The sequence below is a fragment of the Burkholderia sp. BCC0097 genome (genome assembly GCF_902832985.1).
Lineage (GTDB): Bacteria > Pseudomonadota > Gammaproteobacteria > Burkholderiales > Burkholderiaceae > Burkholderia > Burkholderia orbicola.
Genome location: NZ_CADFDM010000009.1, coordinates 1 through 18,278 on the forward strand (window position 1 = coordinate 1; position 18,278 = coordinate 18,278).

Consider the following 18,278-nt stretch of genomic DNA (forward strand, 5'->3'; position numbering starts at 1 on the left):
TAATCCCGCTGCGTCCGCTTGATCCCTTGCTCCACTTGCCACCTCTTCGTCTCGGCGAAAAAGTGTCAACCTATTTCAGGATGGGTCAGCCAGACAAAAAAAGCCGCTCCGGAGAGCGGCTTTTGGATCGGGCAAGCGGGGCGAGGTAAGGCGCTACCGGTCGCCCGCAGCCCGCCGCATCAGTCGTCGAGCAGCGACAGATCGCGCACGGCGCCCTTGTCGGCCGACATGACGAGCTTCGCGTACGCCTTGAGCGCCGCGGACACCTTGCGCGGACGCGGCTGCGCAGGCTTCCAGCCCTTCGCGTTCTGCTCCTCGCGGCGGCGCGCCAGTTCCTCGTCCGACACCAGCACGTCGATCGTGCGGTTCGGAATGTCGATGCGGATCCGGTCGCCGTCGCGCACGAGGCCGATCGCGCCGCCTGCCGCCGCTTCCGGCGAGCAATGGCCGATCGACAGCCCCGACGTACCGCCCGAGAACCGGCCGTCCGTCAGCAGCGCACACGCCTTGCCGAGCCCTTTCGACTTGATGTAGCTGGTCGGGTAGAGCATTTCCTGCATGCCCGGGCCGCCCTTCGGGCCTTCGTAGCGCACGATCACCACGTCGCCGGCCTTGACCTTGTCGTTGAGGATGTTCTCGACCGCTTCGTCCTGCGATTCGGTCACGTGCGCGGAGCCTTCGAACACGAGGATGCTTTCGTCGACGCCGGCCGTCTTCACCACGCAGCCGTCGAGCGCGATGTTGCCGGTCAGCACCGCGAGGCCGCCTTCCTTCGAGAACGCATGCTCGTACGAGCGGATGCAGCCTTCGGCGCGGTCGAGGTCGAGGCTCGGCCAGCGCGTGTTCTGGCTGAACGCGACCTGCGTCGGGATGCCGGCCGGGCCGGCCAGGTAGAACGTGCGGACCGCTTCGTCCTGCGTGAGGACGATGTCCCACTGGTCGAGCGCATCCTTCAGCGTCGGCGCATGGACGGTCGGCACGTCGGTGTGCAGCTTGCCGGCGCGCTCGAGCTCGCCGAGGATCGCCATGATGCCGCCGGCGCGGTGCACGTCCTCGATGTGGTACTTGTTCGTGTTCGGCGCGACCTTGCACAGCTGCGGCACGGTGCGCGACAGGCGGTCGATGTCCTTCATCGTGAAGTCGATGCCGGCTTCCTGCGCGATCGCGAGCAGGTGCAGGATCGTGTTGGTCGAGCCGCCCATCGCGATGTCGAGCGTCATCGCGTTCTCGAACGCCTTGAAGCCGACCGAGCGCGGCAGCACGCGTTCGTCGTCCTGCTCGTAGTGCTGGCGCGTCAGTTCGACGATGCGGCGGCCGGCGCGCTTGAACAGCTGTTCGCGATCGGCGTGCGTGGCGACCACCGTACCGTTGCCGGGCAGCGACAGGCCGAGCGCTTCGGTCAGGCAGTTCATCGAGTTCGCGGTGAACATGCCCGAGCACGAGCCGCAGGTCGGGCAGGCCGAGCGTTCGACTTCGGCGACGTCGGCGTCCGAATACGACTGGTCGGCCGCGATCACCATCGCATCGACGAGGTCGAGCTTCTTCAGTTCGACGGTCTTGGTGACCGGGTTCGCGAGGCGCGTCTTGCCGGCTTCCATCGGGCCGCCCGACACGAAGATCACCGGAATGTTCAGGCGCATCGCGGCCATCAGCATCCCCGGCGTGATCTTGTCGCAGTTCGAGATGCACACCATCGCGTCCGCGCAGTGCGCATTCACCATGTATTCGACCGAGTCGGCGATGATGTCGCGGCTCGGCAGCGAGTACAGCATGCCGTCGTGGCCCATCGCGATGCCGTCGTCGACCGCGATCGTGTTGAATTCCTTCGCGACGCCGCCGGCAGCCTCGATCTCGCGCGCGACGAGCTGGCCGAGATCCTTCAGGTGCACGTGCCCGGGCACGAATTGCGTGAACGAGTTGACGACCGCGATGATCGGTTTCGAGAAATCGTCGTCTTTCATGCCGGTGGCGCGCCACAGCGAGCGCGCACCTGCCATGTTGCGGCCGGCGGTGGAGGTTTTGGAACGGTAAGTGGGCATGGTGATGGCTGAAGAAATATCGCGGGAAAAGGGTGGAGGCACGGGAATAAAGGCCTCTCTCGCGCCCGTGCGAACAACCTCTTGAGCTGCGCCCTGGGCAAACTCCGCGATTATCCCACAGCCGCCGGGCGGAGCGGGCGAGTGGTGCCGGTGGTGCCCCGGACAGCGGTTAAGTGCACCGGGCACACCGACGTCACGAAGCACGAAGCCCCAAGCCCCAAGCCCCAAGCCCCAAGCCCCAAGCCCCAAGCCCCAAGCCCCAAGCCCCAAGCCGGACGCAGGCCCGCCGGCGGCTTCATTGCCCGTTCTGCCGACGATGAAGCCGCGCCATGCCACTCGATCGCGCGTCAGTCGAGCAGCGTCAGGATCTCGTCGTACAGCGCCTTCGGAATCCGCACGCCGTTCGCGATGCTCCGCGCGCGGGCGTCGAAGCGCCGTTGCGACGGCAGCCGCGCGCCCTGCGCGACGATTGATTCGAACATCCGCTCGCCGCGCGCGAGCCCCGCGTCGAGATCGTCGCCGAGAAACACCTTCGGATCGAACGCGATCACGAGTTCGCCGTGGCACGGCGTCGCGCCGACGCCTTCGTCGAAGTCCATCGATTCCCGGCTCGTCATGTCGCCGATCAGCGCGCCGCCGAGCAACTCGACCATCGCCGCGAGCGCCGAACCCTTGTGGCCGCCGAACGTGCGCATCGCGCCTTGCAGCGCGGCTTTCGGGTCGGTGGTCGGCTGGCCATCCGCGTCGATCGCCCAGTGCGGCGGAATCGCCTTGCCTTGCTTCGCGTGCAGCTCGATGTCGCCGCGCGCGATCGCGCTCGTCGCGAAATCGAACACGAACGGCTCGCCGCCCGGGCGCGGCCACGCGAACGCGATCGGGTTGGTGCCGAACACCGGTTCGCGGCCGCCTTCCGGGGCGACCCAGCTATGGCTCGGGTTCATCGCGATGCCGACCAGCCCTTCGGCCGCGATCGCCTCGACCTCGGGCCACAGCGCGGAGAAGTGATAGCAGTGGTTGATCGCCATCGCGGCGATGCCGTGCTGCTTCGCCATCTCGACCAGCACCGGCAGCCCGGTCTCGAAGCTCAGCAGCGAGAAGCCGCGATGCGCGTCGACCGCGACGATCGACGACGACAGCCGGCGCAGCGTGGGCACGGCTTGCGGATCGACCTTGCCTTTCCTCAGCGACCGCACGCAGACGAGCAGCCGGTACACGCCGTGCGAATGGCATTCGTCGCGCTGGCCTTGCGTGATCACGTTCGCGATGGCGCGCGCATGTGCGTCGGACATCCCGTGGTGCGTCAGCACGCGCAGCGCGAGCGCATGGACTTCATCGAGCGACAGGACGACTTCGGCGGTGGGCTCAGCCATGGTTCACCTCGCGCGGAACGGGCACGCCGTCGATGCGTTGCGGCACGTGCAGCGGATTGCTGCTGCGGAGCGCGTGCGGCAGCAGCGCGTCCGGCACGTCCTGGTACGACACGGGGCGCAGGAAGCGCTCGATCGCGCGGGCGCCGACCGACGTCGTGCGGGTGTCGGACGTCGCCGGGAACGGGCCGCCGTGCACCATCGCGTGGCCGACCTCGACGCCCGTGCCGAAGCCGTTGACCAGAATGCGGCCGGCCTTGCGTTCGAGCGTCGGGCGCAGCGCGGCGAACAGCGCCGCGTCGCCATCGGTGATGTGTGCGGCGATCGTCAACTGGCCTTCGAGCGATTTCAGCACGCGATGCAGCGTGTCGGCGTCCGGGCAGCGCACGATCAGCGATGCGGGACCGAATACTTCGTCGCGCAACTGGGGGTGGGCGATGAACGCGTCCGCAGAGGTTGCGAACAGCGCCGCACGGGCCTGATGGCGGCCGCCTTCAACGCCTTCGGCCAGCAGTTCGATGGCCGAGTGATCGCGCAATGCCGCGACGCCTTGCGCATAGCTCGCATGGATGTGCGGTGTCAGCATCGTCTGCGCGGCGACGGCGCGCACGGCATCGGCGGCAGCGGCCTCGAATGCGCGCAGCGGGGGGCCGTCGACCGCGAGCACGAGGCCCGGGTTCGTGCAGAACTGGCCGGCGCCGAGCGCGAGCGACGCGACGAACTGCGGGGCGATGGTGTCGTGACGGGCCTCGAGCGCGGCCGGACACAGCAGCACGGGATTGATCGAGCTCATTTCCGCATAGACGGGGATCGGCTCGGGGCGTGCGGCCGCGATATGCATCAGCGCGACGCCGCCGCGGCGCGACCCGGTGAAGCCGACGGCCTTGATGCGCGGATCGGCGACGAGCGCCTGGCCGATCTCGCGCGACGCGTCGAACAGTAGCGAGAACACGCCGGCCGGCATCCCGCATTCGCGCGCGGCCTGCTGGATCGCGCGGCCGACGAGTTCGGACGTGCCCGGATGCGCGGAATGCGCCTTGACGATCACCGGGCAGCCGGCCGCCAGCGCCGATGCCGTGTCGCCGCCGGCCACCGAGAACGCGAGCGGGAAGTTCGACGCGCCGAACACGGCCACCGGCCCGAGCGCGACGTTGCGCAGGCGCAGGTCGACGCGCGGCAGCGGTTTGCGCTCGGGGCGCGCCGGATCGATGCGCGCATCGAGGAAACCGCCGTCCCGCACCAGCGACGCGAACAGCGCGAGCTGGCCGACCGTGCGGCCGCGTTCGCCTTCGATGCGTGCACGTGGCAGCCCCGTTTCGACGACGCAGCGCTCGATCAGGTCGTCGCCGAGCGCCATGATGTGGCGGCTGATCGCGTCGAGGAACGCGGCGCGTGCTTCGAGCGACGTTTCGCGATAGGTGTCGAACGCGTCGTCGGCGAGTGCGCACGCCGTTTCCAGGTCGTGCAGGCTCGCGCCGCCGAACGCCGGTTCGAGCGGTTCGCCGGTCGCGGCGGCGAGCGCGTGGAGGGTGCCGTTCTGTCCGGCGACGGCCGACTGGCCGATCAGGAGCTGACCTGTGAGTTGCATGGGTTTCCTCGGAAAAGGCAGGGCCGGGCGTACTGCGCCCGGCCGATGGAAGGGAAAAAGGGCGCGGGCGCGTCAGTCCTCATCGTCGTCGAGTTGCAGCTTGTCGGCGCGCACGCCGGTGTTCGCGCCCCAGTAGTAGATGACGAGTGCGACGGCCGCGACGACGACCGTGTCGTACGGATGCGCGAGCCGGCCCGTGCCGCCGAAGCCGCCGAGATACGACAGCACGATCATCGCTGCATAGAACGCGATCAGCCACGCGGACGAACGCACCTGCTCGGCGAGGCTCAGGTGCGCGGTCGGCACCCAGCGGCGGCACGCGAGATAGATGACGAACATCACGATCTGCAGCCCGAGCAGCCAGGACACCGTGCTCCAGCCCGACCAGTAGACGATCAGCGCGGCGATCACGAACGACGCGGGGCCGGTGAGGCCGAACGCGCTGGCGCGGAACGGCCGCGGCAGGTCGGGCGCGGTGCGGCGCAGCGCGGCGACCGACACGGGCGCGACCGCATAGCTCAACACCAGCGCGGCCGACACGATGTTGATCAGCGCTTCCCACGACGGGAACGGCAGTGTCCAGAAGATCGCGAGGCCGAACGTGAGCCACAGGCCCGCGCGCGGGATGCCCGACGCTTCGTCGACGCGTGTGAACACCTTGAAGAACGTGCCCGTCTTCGCCCAGCCGTAGACCACGCGCGGCGTCGCGTTCATGTAGATGTTGCCGCAGCCGCTCGGCGAGATCATCGCGTCGGCGACGACCATCACCGCGAGCCAGCCGACGCCGAGCGCGAGCGCGATGTCGCGGTACGGCAGCGAGAACGCCTTGCTCACGTCATGCCAGCCGGCGGCGAGCATCGCCGTCGGGATGCTGCCGATGAACGCGAGTTGCAGCAGCACGTAGATCAGCGTCGACAGCAGGATCGACAGGATCAGCGCGATCGGGATCGTGCGCTGCGGATTGCGTACCTCGCTCGCGACCGACACGATCGGCGTGAGCCCGAGATACGCGAAGATGATGCCGCCGGCGGACACGGCCATCTCGATGCCCGGCATGCCGAACGGCGCGAAGCCGTGCACGGTCAGGTTCGCGGGCTTGAAGAACGTGAACAGCACGCCGATCACCGCGAGCGGCACGATGAACTTGAAGACGCTGATGATGTTGTTCGCCTTCGCGAAGGTCTTCACGCTCGAATAGTTCAGGTAAAAGAAGAAGCAGAGCAGCGCGGCCTGCACGAGCCAGCCGACGGTGGTCGGGTCGCTCGATCCTTCGACCGTGAGGCCCGGAAACCATGCGGCCGCGTACTGGCGCGCGGCGACGACTTCGATCGCGATCAGGCTCGAGAATGCGATCAGCGTGATGAAGCCCATCAGGTAGCCGAGCAGCGGGCCGTGCGAGAACACCGGGTAGCGCACCACGCCGCCCGCGCGCGGCAGCGCGGCGCCGAGTTCGCAGTAGACGATGCCGAGCAGCAGCACCGCGAAGCCGCCGAGCAGCCACGAGAAGATGCCGGCCGGGCCCGCGATCGTCGATACGTGACTCGCGGCGAACAGCCACCCCGAACCGAAAATGGCGCCGAGACCGATGAACGTGAGATCGGTCAGCGACAGCTGTTTCTTGAACTTGCCGTGACCCGCGTCGGGGTGCGCGGAACGGGAAAGCGGGACAGACGGGTGTGCGTTGCCTTGGCCTGGCATGGGCGTGTCTCCTGGAGGGAATATCGGCACAGGCTTGAGGTGCGCCACGCTCCGACGGAGCAGCAGCGCCTGCCTGTCGGCCGGCAACGCCCGGTTCGAGCGACCGGGGCGGGCTACGGGGCATTCACGCGGGGCACGCTCTGGCGCCGGGGCGAACGGGCCCGCATGCCATGCCGGACCGGAGAGGGCGGCGCGCAGGCACAATGCCCGCGCGCCGCCGCAGGGCATCGATCAGAGACCGACGTCGGGCAGCGCCGGGCGCGTTTCGAGCGCCTTCGCGACGATGGCCTTCACTTCCGCAAGCGTGTCGCCTTGCAGCGCGAGGCGCGGCGGACGCGTGATCGCGCTGCCCCGGCCGACCAGCTCTTCGCACAGCTTGATGCACTGCACGAGGTCGGGGCGTGCGTCGAGGTGCAGCAGCGGCATGAACCAGCGATACAGCGCGAGCGCTTCGTCGAAGCGCTTTTGCTTCGCGAGGCGGAACAGCGTCTCGCCTTCCTTCGGGAACGCGTTCGACATGCCCGACACCCAGCCTTCGGCGCCGACCGCGATGCTCTCCACCACGACGTCGTCGAGGCCCGCGAACAGCACGAAGCGATCGCCGACCGCGTTGCGCAGGTCGATGAAGCGGCGCGTATCGCCCGACGAATCCTTGAAGCAGACGATGTTCTCGCAGTCCTGCAGCGCGATCAGCACGTCGGGCGTCACGTCGTTCTTGTAGATCGGCGGGTTGTTGTAGACCATCACCGGCAGGTCGGTGCTCGTCGCGACCGCGCGGAAGTGCGCGGCGGTTTCGTGCGGCTTCGCCGAGTAGACGAGCGCGGGCATCACCATCACGCCGTCGACGCCGACGCGCTGCGCTTCACGCACCGTGTTGCGCGCGAATTCGGTCGTGAATTCGGCGATGCCGGCGATCACCGGAATCTTGCCGCCGGCCGCGTCGCGCGCGGCCTCGATCACCTGGAGCTTCTCGCTCGTCGACAGCGACGTGTTTTCGCCGACCGTGCCGCAGACCACGAGGCCCGACACGCCGTCGTTCACCAGGTTCTTGACCACGCGGTGCGTGGCGTCGATGTCGAGGGAAAAGTCCGGCTTGAACTGGGTGCTGACGGCCGGGAAAACCCCGGTCCACTGAATGGCTTTGCGGCTCACTGAAATCTCCTACGTTCGTATCGGTCGGCCGACGGGTGTGTCGGTGTGGCAACCAGTATCGCCGCGCAAACGCCCATCACGCTTGAGTCGTATCGCGGAGCAAAATGACGAAATCGGCACAGCGGCCGGCAGGGGCGGGAGGGGCCCGCCGCACTATGCCGATTTCGTCGTCGTCCTCATCGAAAAGCCACAAGCGGACGGACGCGCGACGGAGGAAGCTATGCTCCTTTCCCCACTTCGGACGGCTCATGATGAAGCGCATCCAGATCATCGATTCGCACACGGGCGGCGAACCCACTCGGCTCGTCGTGTCCGGCTTTCCGTCGCTCGGCAGCGGCACGATGGCCGAGCGCCGCGACGTGCTCGCGCGCGAGCACGATCGTTACCGCACCGCGTGCATCCTCGAGCCGCGCGGCAGCGACGTGATGGTCGGCGCGCTGCTGTGCGACCCGGTGGCGCCCGACGCGGCGGCCGGCGTGATCTTCTTCAACAATAGCGGCTATCTCGGGATGTGCGGGCACGGCACGATCGGCGTCGTGCGCACGCTGCATCACATGGGGCGCATCGCGCCCGGCGTGCACCTGATCGAGACGCCGGTCGGCACCGTCGAGGCGACGCTGCACGACGATCTGTCGGTCAGCGTGCGCAACGTGCCCGCCTATCGTCATGCGCAGGGCGTCGCGCTCGACGTGCCGGGATACGGCCCCGTGAAGGGCGACATCGCGTGGGGCGGCAACTGGTTCTTCCTGATCAGCGACCACGGGCAGCGCGTCGCCGGCGACAACGTCGCGGCGCTCACCGCGTATGCGTCGGCCGTGCGCGAAGGGCTCGAACGCGCGGGCATCACCGGCGCGAACGGCGGCGAGATCGATCACATCGAGTTGTTCGCCGACGATCCCGAGCACGACAGCCGCAGCTTCGTGCTGTGCCCGGGCCTCGCGTACGACCGTTCGCCGTGCGGCACCGGCACCAGCGCGAAGCTCGCGTGTCTCGCGGCGGCCGGCAAGCTCGCGCCGGGCGCCGTGTGGCGGCAGGCGAGCGTGATCGGCAGCGTGTTCCACGCGAGTTACGAGCGGGCCGACGGCGGCGGCATCGTGCCGACGATTCGCGGCAGCGCGCACCTGAGCGCGGAAGCGACGCTGCTGATCGACGAAGACGATCCGTTCGGCTGGGGCATCGGGTCGTGAGCGAAACGAAGACCGACGTCGTCGTGATCGGCGCGGGCATCGTCGGCGCGGCCTGCGCGCACGAACTCGCGCAGCGCGGGCTGCGCGTGCTCGTCGTCGACGACGCCAGCGGCGGCGCGACCGGCGCGGGCATGGGCCACCTCGTCGCGATGGACGACAACGCGGCCGAGCTCGCGCTGAGCCATTACTCGATCGAACTGTGGCGCGCGTTGAGCCGCGAGATGCCCGACGGCTGCGCATACCGCAACTGCGGCACGCTGTGGCTCGCGGCCGATGCGCACGAGATGGATCTGGCGCGCGCGAAGCAGGCGACGCTCGCCGCGCACGGCGTGGCCGGCGAGCTGATCGACGCGGCGGCGCTCGCGCAACGGGAGCCGATGCTGCGCGCCGGGCTTGGCGGCGCGCTGAAGATTCCCGGCGACGCGATTCTCTATGCGCCGGTTACCGCGAACTGGCTGATGCAGCGCGCGCCGCGCATCACGTTGCGTCGTGATCGGGCCGTCGCGGTCGACGGCCCGAGCGTGACGCTTGCAAGCGGCGACACGCTGCGCGCGGAACGCGTGGTCGTCGCGAACGGCGTTGCCGCGCGCACGCTGCTGCCCGAGCTGCCGCTGCGCCCGAAGAAGGGCCATCTGCTGATCACCGACCGCTATCCAGGCCACGTGTCGCATCAACTCGTCGAACTCGGCTATGCGGCGAGCGCGCACGCGAGCGACGGCACGTCGGTCGCGTTCAACGTGCAGCCACGGCCGACCGGCCAGTTGCTGATCGGCTCGTCGCGCCAGTTCGACACCGAGGACGCTCAGGTCGAGCCGCCCGTGCTCGCGCGCATGCTGCGCCGCGCGGTCGGCTACCTGCCGGATCTGGCCGACTTGAACGGTATCCGCGCATGGACCGGCTTCCGTTCGGCGAGCCCCGACGGCCTGCCGCTGCTCGGCGAGCACCCCGCGCGGCCGGGCGTGTGGCTCGCGGTCGGCCACGAAGGGCTCGGCGTGACGACCGCGCCGGGCAGCGCGCGGCTCGTCGCCGCGCTGATGGCCGGCGAGCGGCCGCCCATCGATATCGAACCGTATTTGCCGGGACGCTTCCTCACCGCGTCGTCCTTGGCCGGAGCGCTGACGTGAAACGACCCCCACGCTTACTTCATTCGCGATCGACCGGAGTTGGCGCTTCAGCGCTTACTCCGGTCCCATGCAAGGTGCCCCCCGCAGGGGCTGTCAGCCGCCCACGGCCGGCTTTGCAAAGCCGGCCGGCTACGCAGGCGCAGAGCGATGCTCTGCGAATTCCCTGCTACGCCCTTGGGGCGGCCCGGCGGAGGCTGACATGATCATTCATCTGGACGGCCGCGCGCTGACCGTGGCCGACGGCGCGACCGTCGCGGCCGCCGTTGCAGCGAGCGGCGACGACACGACGCGCGTGTCGTGCACGGGTGCGGCGCGTGCGCCGTTTTGCGGGATGGGCATCTGCCAGGAATGCCGGATGACGATCGACGGCCGGCGCCGGCTGGCGTGCCAGACGCTGTGCCGCGACGGCATGCAGGTGGAGCGCACGCGATGAAACAGGAACGACTGAGCGCTGACGTCGCGATCATCGGCGCGGGCCCGGCTGGACTGTCGGCCGCGCGGGCCGCCGCGCGCAGCGGTGCGACGGTCGCGATCGTCGACGACAACCCGCGCGCGGGCGGACAGATCTGGCGGCAGCCGGCAGCCGCCGCACCGACGCCGGCCGCCGCCGAACGCCTCGCCGTGCTGCGGCAGCCGAACGTCATGCACCTCGCGGCGACGCGCATCGTCGCCGAAACGCAGCCGGGCACGTTGCTGCTCGAAGACGACGAACGCGGGCGGCTGCTCGATTTCCGGACGCTGATTCTCTGCTGCGGCGCGCGCGAGCTGCTGCTGCCGTTTCCGGGCTGGACGCTGCCGGGCGTGACCGGCGCGGGCGGCTTGCAGGCGCTGATCAAGTACGGGCTCGACGTGCGCGGGCAGCGCACGGTGATCGCGGGCAGCGGGCCGCTGCTGCTGGCGAGCGCGGTGACGGCCCGGCAGGCCGGCGCACGCGTGTCGCACGTGCTCGAACAGGCCGCATGGGGCGACGTCGCCGGCTTCGGCGCGGGGCTGTGGCGCTGGCCGTCGAAGCTCGCGCAGGCCGCGAAGCTCGCCACCGCTGCTTATCGGCCCGCTGCGTACGTCGTCGAGGCATTCGGCGACCAGCGGCTCGAACGTGTGCGGATCCGTCAAGGCGATCGCGAATTCGACGTCGACTGCGACCGGCTCGCGTGCGGCTTCGGCCTCGTGCCGAATACCGTGCTGCCGCGTCATCTCGGCTGCCGGATCGAGCACGGCGCGGTGGTGGTCGACGCACACCAGCGCACGAGCCGCGACGGGTATTTCGCGGCGGGCGAGTGCACGGGCGTCGGCGGCAGCGAGCTGGCGATGGTCGAAGGCGAGATCGCCGGCTATGCGGCGACCGGGCAGACCGACCGACTGGCCGCGCTGGTCGCACGCCGCGCGCGCTGGCAGGCGTTCGCGGATGCCGTACGCGAGCGCTTTGCGATCCGCGAGCCGATCCGCCGGCTCGCGCGGCCCGACACGCTGCTGTGCCGGTGCGAAGACGTGCGGTTCGATACGGTCGCACGGGAACCGGGCTGGACGGCTGCCAAACTGCAGTCGCGTTGCGGGATGGGCGCATGCCAGGGTCGCGTGTGCGGCGCGGCCGCGCAGGCGCTGTTCGGCTGGACGCCGCCGGCGCCGCGCACGCCGCTCGTGCCCGCGCGGGTCGGCACGCTGATGCTCGACGGTACGGAATCCTGCGATGGCGCGTGACGCGCGCCGCATGACGCGTACAGCGGCCCGGTTCGCGCCGGGCCGCGCTCGTTACGCCTGTTCCGCCTGTCACTCCACCTTCACTTTCTCCCACCCGCCGACCTGCGGCGCCGCACAGGCGCGCAGGCACTCGATCGTCGCGGCCACGGCCGCGCGGTTCGCGCTGTCGGGGTGCCAGTACATCGACACCGCGCCCTGGCCCTCGAGCTCCATCGGCAGGATGCGGATCGCGTTCAGTTGCGCGAAGCGCCGCGCGGCGCGGTGCGACGCGACGCCCAGCAAGTCGGTGTTGTTCAGCAGCGTGAGGTTGAGGATCGACGAATTCGATTCGACGCAGTGCGGCGGCTGCACGCGGCCGGCGGCTTGCAGCGCGGATTCCAGCGCATTGTGGACGGGCGTGCCCGCCGGCCACACGATCCACGGATAGGCGAGCACGTCGTCCCAGCCGAGCGACGTCGCGCCGGCCAGTGCGTGGTCGGGCCGCGCGACGAACACGACCGGATCGACGTACAGCGCTTCGGCATGCAGCAGCGGATCGACGGACGTCGAACCCGAGCGGCCGACGACGATATCCAGTTCGCCGCGCGCGAGCTGCGGCATCAGCTGGTTCATCGTGCTTTCGGTGAGCCGCACCTGCGCGCGCGGCATCCGTTTCAGCAATTGCGACACCGCGAACGGCACCGTGTCGGCCGCCGCGACGCCCGACGTGCCGATCGTCACGAGCCCGCTGCCGCCTTCGCGCAACGCGGCCATGTCGTCGCGCGCGATGTCGAGTTGCGCTTCGACGCGTCGCGCATGCTCGATCAGCGCTTCGCCGTAAGGCGTCGGCCGCAGCCCGCGCGCATGCCGCTCGAACAGCGGCAGCCCGACATCCTCTTCCAGCTCCTTCAGCCATTTCGACAGCGCCGGCTGCGTGGTCGCGAGCGCGACCGCCGACTGGCTCAGATTGCCGGTGCCGGCGAGGCTCAACAGTACCTGCAGATGTCTCAGCCGCAGCCGATGGGTCCAGTCCATTGCGTGCCTCGTCGCGAGAAGGTATATCCGGAACTATATGGATCAGATGATTTGACCATTTTACCGGGTATGTCTGCGTCGAATATAAATGCGCTAACGGACTGCAGCACGGTCCCCGCCCCGACATAGCGCCGACGCCGATCGGCCACCCCGAAGGAGACATCATGACGACCCATCCGGATGCGACGCGCGCCGCCTACTACGCACGGATCGCCGAGCAGCGCCTCGCGCCGCTGTGGGAATCGCTGCACAACCTCGTGCCGACATCCCCGCAGCCGGCCGCGCAGGCCGCGATCTGGAAGTACGCGCAGGTGCGCGATCTCGTGATGCAGGCTGGTAGCGTGATCAGCGCAGAGGAAGCGGTGCGTCGCGTGCTGGTGCTGGAGAACCCTGGGCTGCCGGGCAAGTCGAGCATGACGCCGAGCCTGTATGCAGGATTGCAACTGATCCTGCCGGGCGAAATCGCGCCGAGCCACCGTCATACGCAGTCGGCGCTGCGCTTCATCGTCGAAGGGAATGGCGCGTGGACGGCCGTGAACGGCGAGCGCACGACGATGCATCCGGGCGACTTCATCATCACGCCGTCGTGGGCGTGGCACGACCACGGCAATCCGTCGGTGGAAGACGGCGGCGAGCCGGTCGTGTGGCTCGACGGACTCGACATTCCGCTGGTCGCGAACCTCGACGCCGGTTTCGCGGAGAACTACCCGGAAGCCGTGCAGCCGGTGAATCGTCCGGAAGGCGACAGCTTCGCGCGCTTCGGTCACAACATGGTGCCGGTGCGGCATCGCGTCAGCGACCCGACGTCGCCGGTATTCAGCTATCCGTACGCGCGCAGCCGCGAGGCGCTCGACGCGCTGTACCGAAACGGCGAGCTCGATGCGTGGGACGGCGTGAAGCTGCGCTACGTGAACCCCGCGACGGGCGGCTGGCCGATGCCGACCATCGCCACCTTCATGCAGTTCCTGCCCGCCGGCTTCGACGGCCGCCCGTACCGCAGCACCGACGCGACGGTCTATTGCGTCGTCGAGGGCAGCGGCACCGCCGTGATCGGCGACCAGGCATTCGCGTTCGCGCCGCACGACATCTTCGTCGCGCCGTCGTGGGCGCCGGTGCGGCTGTCGGCGTCGCGCGACAGCGTGCTGTTCAGCTACTCCGACCGGCCCGTGCTGTCCGCGCTGAACCTGCTGCGCGAAGCGCGCGACTGACGCCGGCTGTTTTTCCACTATCCGTTTTTCCGTGCGCCGCCGCCAAGGCGCGCGCCCCTTCATTCATGCCCACGCTGGAGCCGTTCATGACTTTCGTATTCCCGCCCGAAGCGCCGGTGGCGCTGCCCGTCGCCGGCAGCGACGCCCGATTCGCGGTACGCCGCGTCTATTGCGTCGGCCGCAACTACGCGGCCCATGCGCGTGAAATGGGCTTCGATCCCGATCGCGAGCCGCCGTTCTTCTTCTGCAAGCCGGCCGATTCGATCGTGCCGGTGGCATACGGCGACACGCTCGAGCTCGCCTATCCGTCGCAGACCCGGAACTATCACTACGAAGCCGAACTCGTCGCGGTGATCGGCAAGGGCGGCGCGGACATTCCGCTCGAGCGCGCGCTCGACCACGTCTGGGGCTATGCGGTCGGCCTCGACATGACGCGCCGCGACCTGCAGATGAAGATGCGCGAGATGGGGCGGCCGTGGGAAATCGGCAAGGCGTTCGACCGTTCGGCGCCGATCGGGCCGGTGCATCCGGCGAGCGACGTCGGTCATGTCGAGCAGGGCGGCCTGTGGCTGACCGTCAATGGCGCGACGAAGCAGAAGAGCGACGTGTCGCACCTGATCTGGTCGGTCGCCGAGACGGTGGCCGACCTGTCGAAGTTCTTCCGCCTCGAACCGGGCGACGTGATCTTTACGGGCACGCCCGAAGGCGTCGGCGCGGTGGTCGCGGGCGACGTGATGAAGGTCGGCGTCGAGCGTCTCGGCGAACTGACCGTGCGCGTGGTTTGACGCCCGTTCGTCGATTTCCTCGAAAGGCCACATCGTGCAACTGCATAGCTTCTTCAACAGTTCGACTTCCTACCGGGTGCGCATCGCGCTCGCACTGAAAGGGCTGCCGTACGACACGCTGCCCGTCAACATCCGCACCGGCGAGCATCGCGATGCCGATTACGTCGCGCGGGTGAACCCGTCGGCCGCGGTGCCGGCGCTGGTCGACGGCGATTTCCGTCTCGGCCAGTCGCTCGCGATCCTCGATTACCTCGACCAGATCCAGCCGACGCCTCGGCTGATTCCGCTCGAACCGCGACGCCGCGCGCGCGTGCTGGAACTGGCGGCGCTGATTGCCTGCGACATCCATCCCGTCAACAACCTGCGCGTGCTGCGCTATCTCGACAGCGAACTGAAGGTCACGCCGCAGCAGAAGACCGCGTGGTACCGGCACTGGATCGCGGAAGGGATGGCCGGCGTCGAGCGGCTGCTGGCCCGCGCGGACGACGGCCCGTGGTGCTTCGGCGATACGCCGACGCTCGCCGACGTGTGCCTGGTGCCGCAGGTCTCGAACGCGTTGCGGATGGGTTGCGACCTGAGCGCGTATCCGCGCTGCCTCGCGGTGGTCGAGCACGCGCGGCACGAGCCGGCGTTCGAGGCCGCGCAACCGCAGCGGCAACCGGATTACGTCGCGTAACACGAATCGCGTACCAGAAGCAGGAGACGAACATGGACGAGACAATCAATAAAGGCCGGCACGTACTCGTGATCGGCGGCGGTATCGGCGGGCTCGCGGCGGCGCTGGCGCTTGCGCGTCAGGGCATTCGCGTGAAGCTGCTCGAACAGGCCGAACGGATCGGCGAGATCGGTGCGGGCATCCAGCTCGCCGCGAACGCGTTCAATGCGCTCGATGCGCTGGGTGTTGGTGAAGCGGCGCGCGGCCGGGCGGTATTGACCGACTGGCTGCAACTGATGGACGCGCTCGATGCACGCGAAGTCGCACGCATCGATACGGGCGCCGCGTATCGCGAACGCTTCGGCAATCCGTACGCGGTGATCCACCGCGCGGACATTCACCTGTCGATCTACGAGGCGGTCGAGGATCACCCGCTGATCGAATTCCGGACGAGCACGCAGGTATGCGGGTTCGAGCAGGACGGCCACGGCGTGACCGTGATCGACCAGCACGGCGAACGCTATCGTGCCGACGCGGTGATCGGCTGCGACGGCGTGAAATCCGCCATCCGTCAGGCGCTGATCGGCGATGCGCATCGCGTGACGGGCCACGTCGTGTATCGCGCGGTGGTGGACGTCGACGACATGCCGAAGGATCTGCAGATCAACGCGCCGGTCGTATGGGCCGGCCCGCATTGCCATCTCGTTCACTATCCGCTGCGCGGCGGGCGGCAGTACAACCTCGTCGTCACGTTCCACAGCCGCGAGCAGGAGACCTGGGGCGTGCGCGAGGGCAGCAAGGAAGAGGTGCTGTCGTACTTCGACCGCATCCATCCGCTGCCGAAACAGATGCTCGATAGGCCGACGTCGTGGAAGCGCTGGGCGACTGCCGACCGCGATCCGGTCGAGCGCTGGAGCACGGGCCGCGCGACGGTGCTCGGCGACGCCGCGCATCCGATGACGCAATACATCGCGCAGGGCGCGTGCCAGGCGCTCGAAGATGCGGTGACGCTCGGCGCGGCCGTTGCGCAGACCGACGGCGATTTCGAGGCCGCGTTCGCGCTGTACGAACGCGTGCGGATTCCGCGTACCGCGCGCGTGCTGTATTCGGCGCGCGAGATGGGGCGGATCTATCACGCGAAGGGCGTCGAGCGGCAGGTGCGCAACGGGCTGTGGGTCGGGCGCACCGATGCGCAGTTCTACGACGCGCTCGACTGGCTGCACGGCTGGCGTGCGGAGGATTGCCTGAAGACGGTCGCATGACGCACCAGTTCAGCCCGATTCCGGCGACGCACATTTCAACGACAGACGACGCGCGCCGCCTTCCTGGAGGAGACACCATCATGGCCGATACGCTGTCCATCGACGTCAGCGAATGGATCGACCGGCATCGCATTGCGCCGTTTCAGGCCGCGATCGTCGTCCTGTGCTTTCTGATCGTCGCGATCGACGGATTCGATACCGCGTCGATCGGGTTCATCGCGCCGGTCATCCGCGCGGAATGGGGCCTGTCGCCCGCGCAGCTCGCGCCGGTATTCGGCGCGGGATTGGCCGGGCTGATGGCCGGCGCGCTCGTATTCGGGCCGTTCGGCGACCGGTTCGGCCGCAAGCGGCTGCTGCTCGCATGCGTGGCGTGCTTCGGCATCGCGAGCGCCGCGTCGGCGAGCGCGGGCGGCCTGACGGAGCTGATCGTGTGGCGCTTCGTGACCGGGCTCGGGTTGGGCGGCGCGATGCCGAATGCGATCACGCTGACGTCCGAATACTGTCCGGCGCGACGTCGCTCGCTGCTCGTGACGACGATGTTCTGCGGTTTCACGATCGGCTCCGCGCTCGGCGGGCTCGCGGCCGCGTCGCTGATCGAGCACCACGGCTGGCGCGCGGTGCTGGTCGTCGGCGGCGTGGCGCCGCTGCTGCTCCTGCCGCTGCTCGCGTGGCGACTGCCGGAATCGGTGCGCTATCTCGTCAACCAGGGCGCGCCGTCCGCGCGGATCGCGGCGCTGCTCGGTCGTATTGCGCCGGGTCCGTACCTCGCGCACGCGTCGTTCATCGCGCCCGCCGGCAAGCCGGCCGGGTCGCCGCTCGGGCGGCTGTTCGCCGCCGACCTGCTGCGCGGCACGCTGCTGCTGTGGCTCACGTTCTTCATGAGCCTGCTCGTCATCTACCTGCTGTCCAGCTGGCTGCCGACGTTGCTGCGCGCGACCGGCGCGACGTTGCAGACGGCTGCACGCGTGACCGCGATGTTCCAGGTCGGCGGCACGCTCGGCGCGATCGTCCTTGGCTGGCTGATGGACCGCTTCGATCCGCATCGCGTGCTGGCCTGCAGCTATGCGGCGGCCGGCGCCTGCGTCGCGGCGATCGGCGTATTCGCCGCGACGCCATGGGGTGCGGCGCTCGCGGTGTTCGCCGCCGGCTTCTGCGTATCGGGCTCGCAGGTCGGTGCGAACGCGTTGTCGGCCGCGTTCTATCCGACCGAGTGCCGGACGACCGGCGTGAGCTGGGCGAACGGTATCGGGCGCGGCGGCTCGGTGGTCGGCTCGATGGCGGGCGGCGCGATGCTGGCGATGGGCGTGCCGCTGTCGACCGCGTTCGCCGTCGTTGCCGCGCCATGCGTGATCGCAGCGGTTGCAGTGCTGGCGCTCGGCGTGGTTCGCGCCGGTGCGGTACGCGCGGCAACCGCCGACGGGATGGCGGGCAGGCAGGCCTGACAGAAGGAGGACGGCCGGATTGCCGATCCGGCAAGCAGCGGGACACAACGATATACAAA

General features: G+C 69.0%; 15 protein-coding genes. 9 read left to right on the forward strand and 6 right to left on the reverse strand.

Annotation, left to right across the window (positions count from 1 at the left end):
• Positions 1–179 precede the first annotated feature (179 nt).
• The 5 genes from ilvD to HWX07_RS27645 form a co-directional block, all read right to left on the reverse strand.
• Positions 180–2,039 carry a dihydroxy-acid dehydratase gene (gene ilvD / locus HWX07_RS27625; protein WP_011547929.1) on the reverse strand — a complete coding sequence of 620 codons (1,860 nt, stop codon included), beginning with the start codon at positions 2,037–2,039 and terminating at the stop codon, positions 180–182.
• Between the two features lie 347 nt (positions 2,040–2,386).
• On the reverse strand, positions 2,387–3,409 hold the full coding sequence (locus HWX07_RS27630) for an Ldh family oxidoreductase (protein ID WP_053526625.1): 1,023 nt from the start codon (positions 3,407–3,409) through the stop codon (positions 2,387–2,389).
• The gene (locus HWX07_RS27635) at positions 3,402–4,994 is read right to left on the reverse strand and encodes an aldehyde dehydrogenase (NADP(+)) (protein WP_175878437.1); all 1,593 of its coding nucleotides are present in this window, start codon (positions 4,992–4,994) and stop codon (positions 3,402–3,404) included. The genes HWX07_RS27630 and HWX07_RS27635 overlap by 8 nt, the downstream gene beginning before the upstream one ends.
• A gap of 72 nt (positions 4,995–5,066) precedes the next feature.
• The gene (locus HWX07_RS27640) at positions 5,067–6,692 is read right to left on the reverse strand and encodes an APC family permease (protein WP_175878438.1); all 1,626 of its coding nucleotides are present in this window, start codon (positions 6,690–6,692) and stop codon (positions 5,067–5,069) included.
• A gap of 231 nt (positions 6,693–6,923) precedes the next feature.
• Positions 6,924–7,844: a dihydrodipicolinate synthase family protein gene (locus HWX07_RS27645; RefSeq protein WP_011547925.1), complete on the reverse strand. Its 921-nt coding sequence runs from the start codon at positions 7,842–7,844 to the stop codon at positions 6,924–6,926.
• Between the two features lie 251 nt (positions 7,845–8,095).
• Between HWX07_RS27645 and HWX07_RS27650 the strand changes: the two genes are divergently transcribed.
• From HWX07_RS27650 to HWX07_RS27665, 4 genes are all read left to right on the forward strand, one after another.
• Positions 8,096–9,031 carry a 4-hydroxyproline epimerase gene (locus tag HWX07_RS27650; protein ID WP_175878617.1) on the forward strand — a complete coding sequence of 312 codons (936 nt, stop codon included), beginning with the start codon at positions 8,096–8,098 and terminating at the stop codon, positions 9,029–9,031.
• Positions 9,028–10,155, forward strand: coding sequence for an FAD-dependent oxidoreductase (locus tag HWX07_RS27655; protein WP_175878439.1), 1,128 nt, complete (start codon positions 9,028–9,030; stop codon positions 10,153–10,155). The genes HWX07_RS27650 and HWX07_RS27655 overlap by 4 nt, the downstream gene beginning before the upstream one ends.
• A gap of 199 nt (positions 10,156–10,354) precedes the next feature.
• Entirely contained in the window at positions 10,355–10,588 is a 234-nt protein-coding gene (locus HWX07_RS27660) for a 2Fe-2S iron-sulfur cluster-binding protein (RefSeq protein ID WP_012338331.1), read from the forward strand.
• Positions 10,585–11,853, forward strand: a complete 1,269-nt coding sequence (locus HWX07_RS27665; protein WP_175878440.1) for an FAD/NAD(P)-binding oxidoreductase — start codon at positions 10,585–10,587, stop codon at positions 11,851–11,853. The genes HWX07_RS27660 and HWX07_RS27665 overlap by 4 nt, the downstream gene beginning before the upstream one ends.
• 69 nt (positions 11,854–11,922) lie before the next feature.
• Here the strand turns inward: HWX07_RS27665 and HWX07_RS27670 are convergent, their stop codons facing one another.
• Entirely contained in the window at positions 11,923–12,867 is a 945-nt protein-coding gene (locus tag HWX07_RS27670; protein ID WP_012338329.1) for a LysR substrate-binding domain-containing protein, read from the reverse strand.
• A 164-nt stretch (positions 12,868–13,031) separates the two neighbouring features.
• Here HWX07_RS27670 and gtdA point away from each other — a divergent pair, with 164 nt between their 5' ends.
• The 5 genes from gtdA (at position 13,032) to HWX07_RS27695 (ending at position 18,219) form a co-directional block, all read left to right on the forward strand.
• On the forward strand, positions 13,032–14,075 hold the full coding sequence (gene gtdA, locus HWX07_RS27675; protein WP_175878441.1) for a gentisate 1,2-dioxygenase: 1,044 nt from the start codon (positions 13,032–13,034) through the stop codon (positions 14,073–14,075).
• A gap of 86 nt (positions 14,076–14,161) precedes the next feature.
• Positions 14,162–14,860 carry a fumarylacetoacetate hydrolase family protein gene (locus HWX07_RS27680; RefSeq protein ID WP_175878442.1) on the forward strand — a complete coding sequence of 233 codons (699 nt, stop codon included), beginning with the start codon at positions 14,162–14,164 and terminating at the stop codon, positions 14,858–14,860.
• A gap of 34 nt (positions 14,861–14,894) precedes the next feature.
• Positions 14,895–15,536 (forward strand): maleylacetoacetate isomerase, encoded by a 642-nt coding sequence (gene maiA, locus HWX07_RS27685; protein WP_012338326.1) that lies wholly within the window; start codon positions 14,895–14,897, stop codon positions 15,534–15,536.
• Between the two features lie 32 nt (positions 15,537–15,568).
• Positions 15,569–16,777 (forward strand): 3-hydroxybenzoate 6-monooxygenase, encoded by a 1,209-nt coding sequence (locus HWX07_RS27690; protein ID WP_175878443.1) that lies wholly within the window; start codon positions 15,569–15,571, stop codon positions 16,775–16,777.
• Between the two features lie 80 nt (positions 16,778–16,857).
• Entirely contained in the window at positions 16,858–18,219 is a 1,362-nt protein-coding gene (locus tag HWX07_RS27695) for an aromatic acid/H+ symport family MFS transporter (RefSeq protein WP_175878444.1), read from the forward strand.
• The last annotated feature ends 59 nt before the right edge of the window (positions 18,220–18,278 follow it).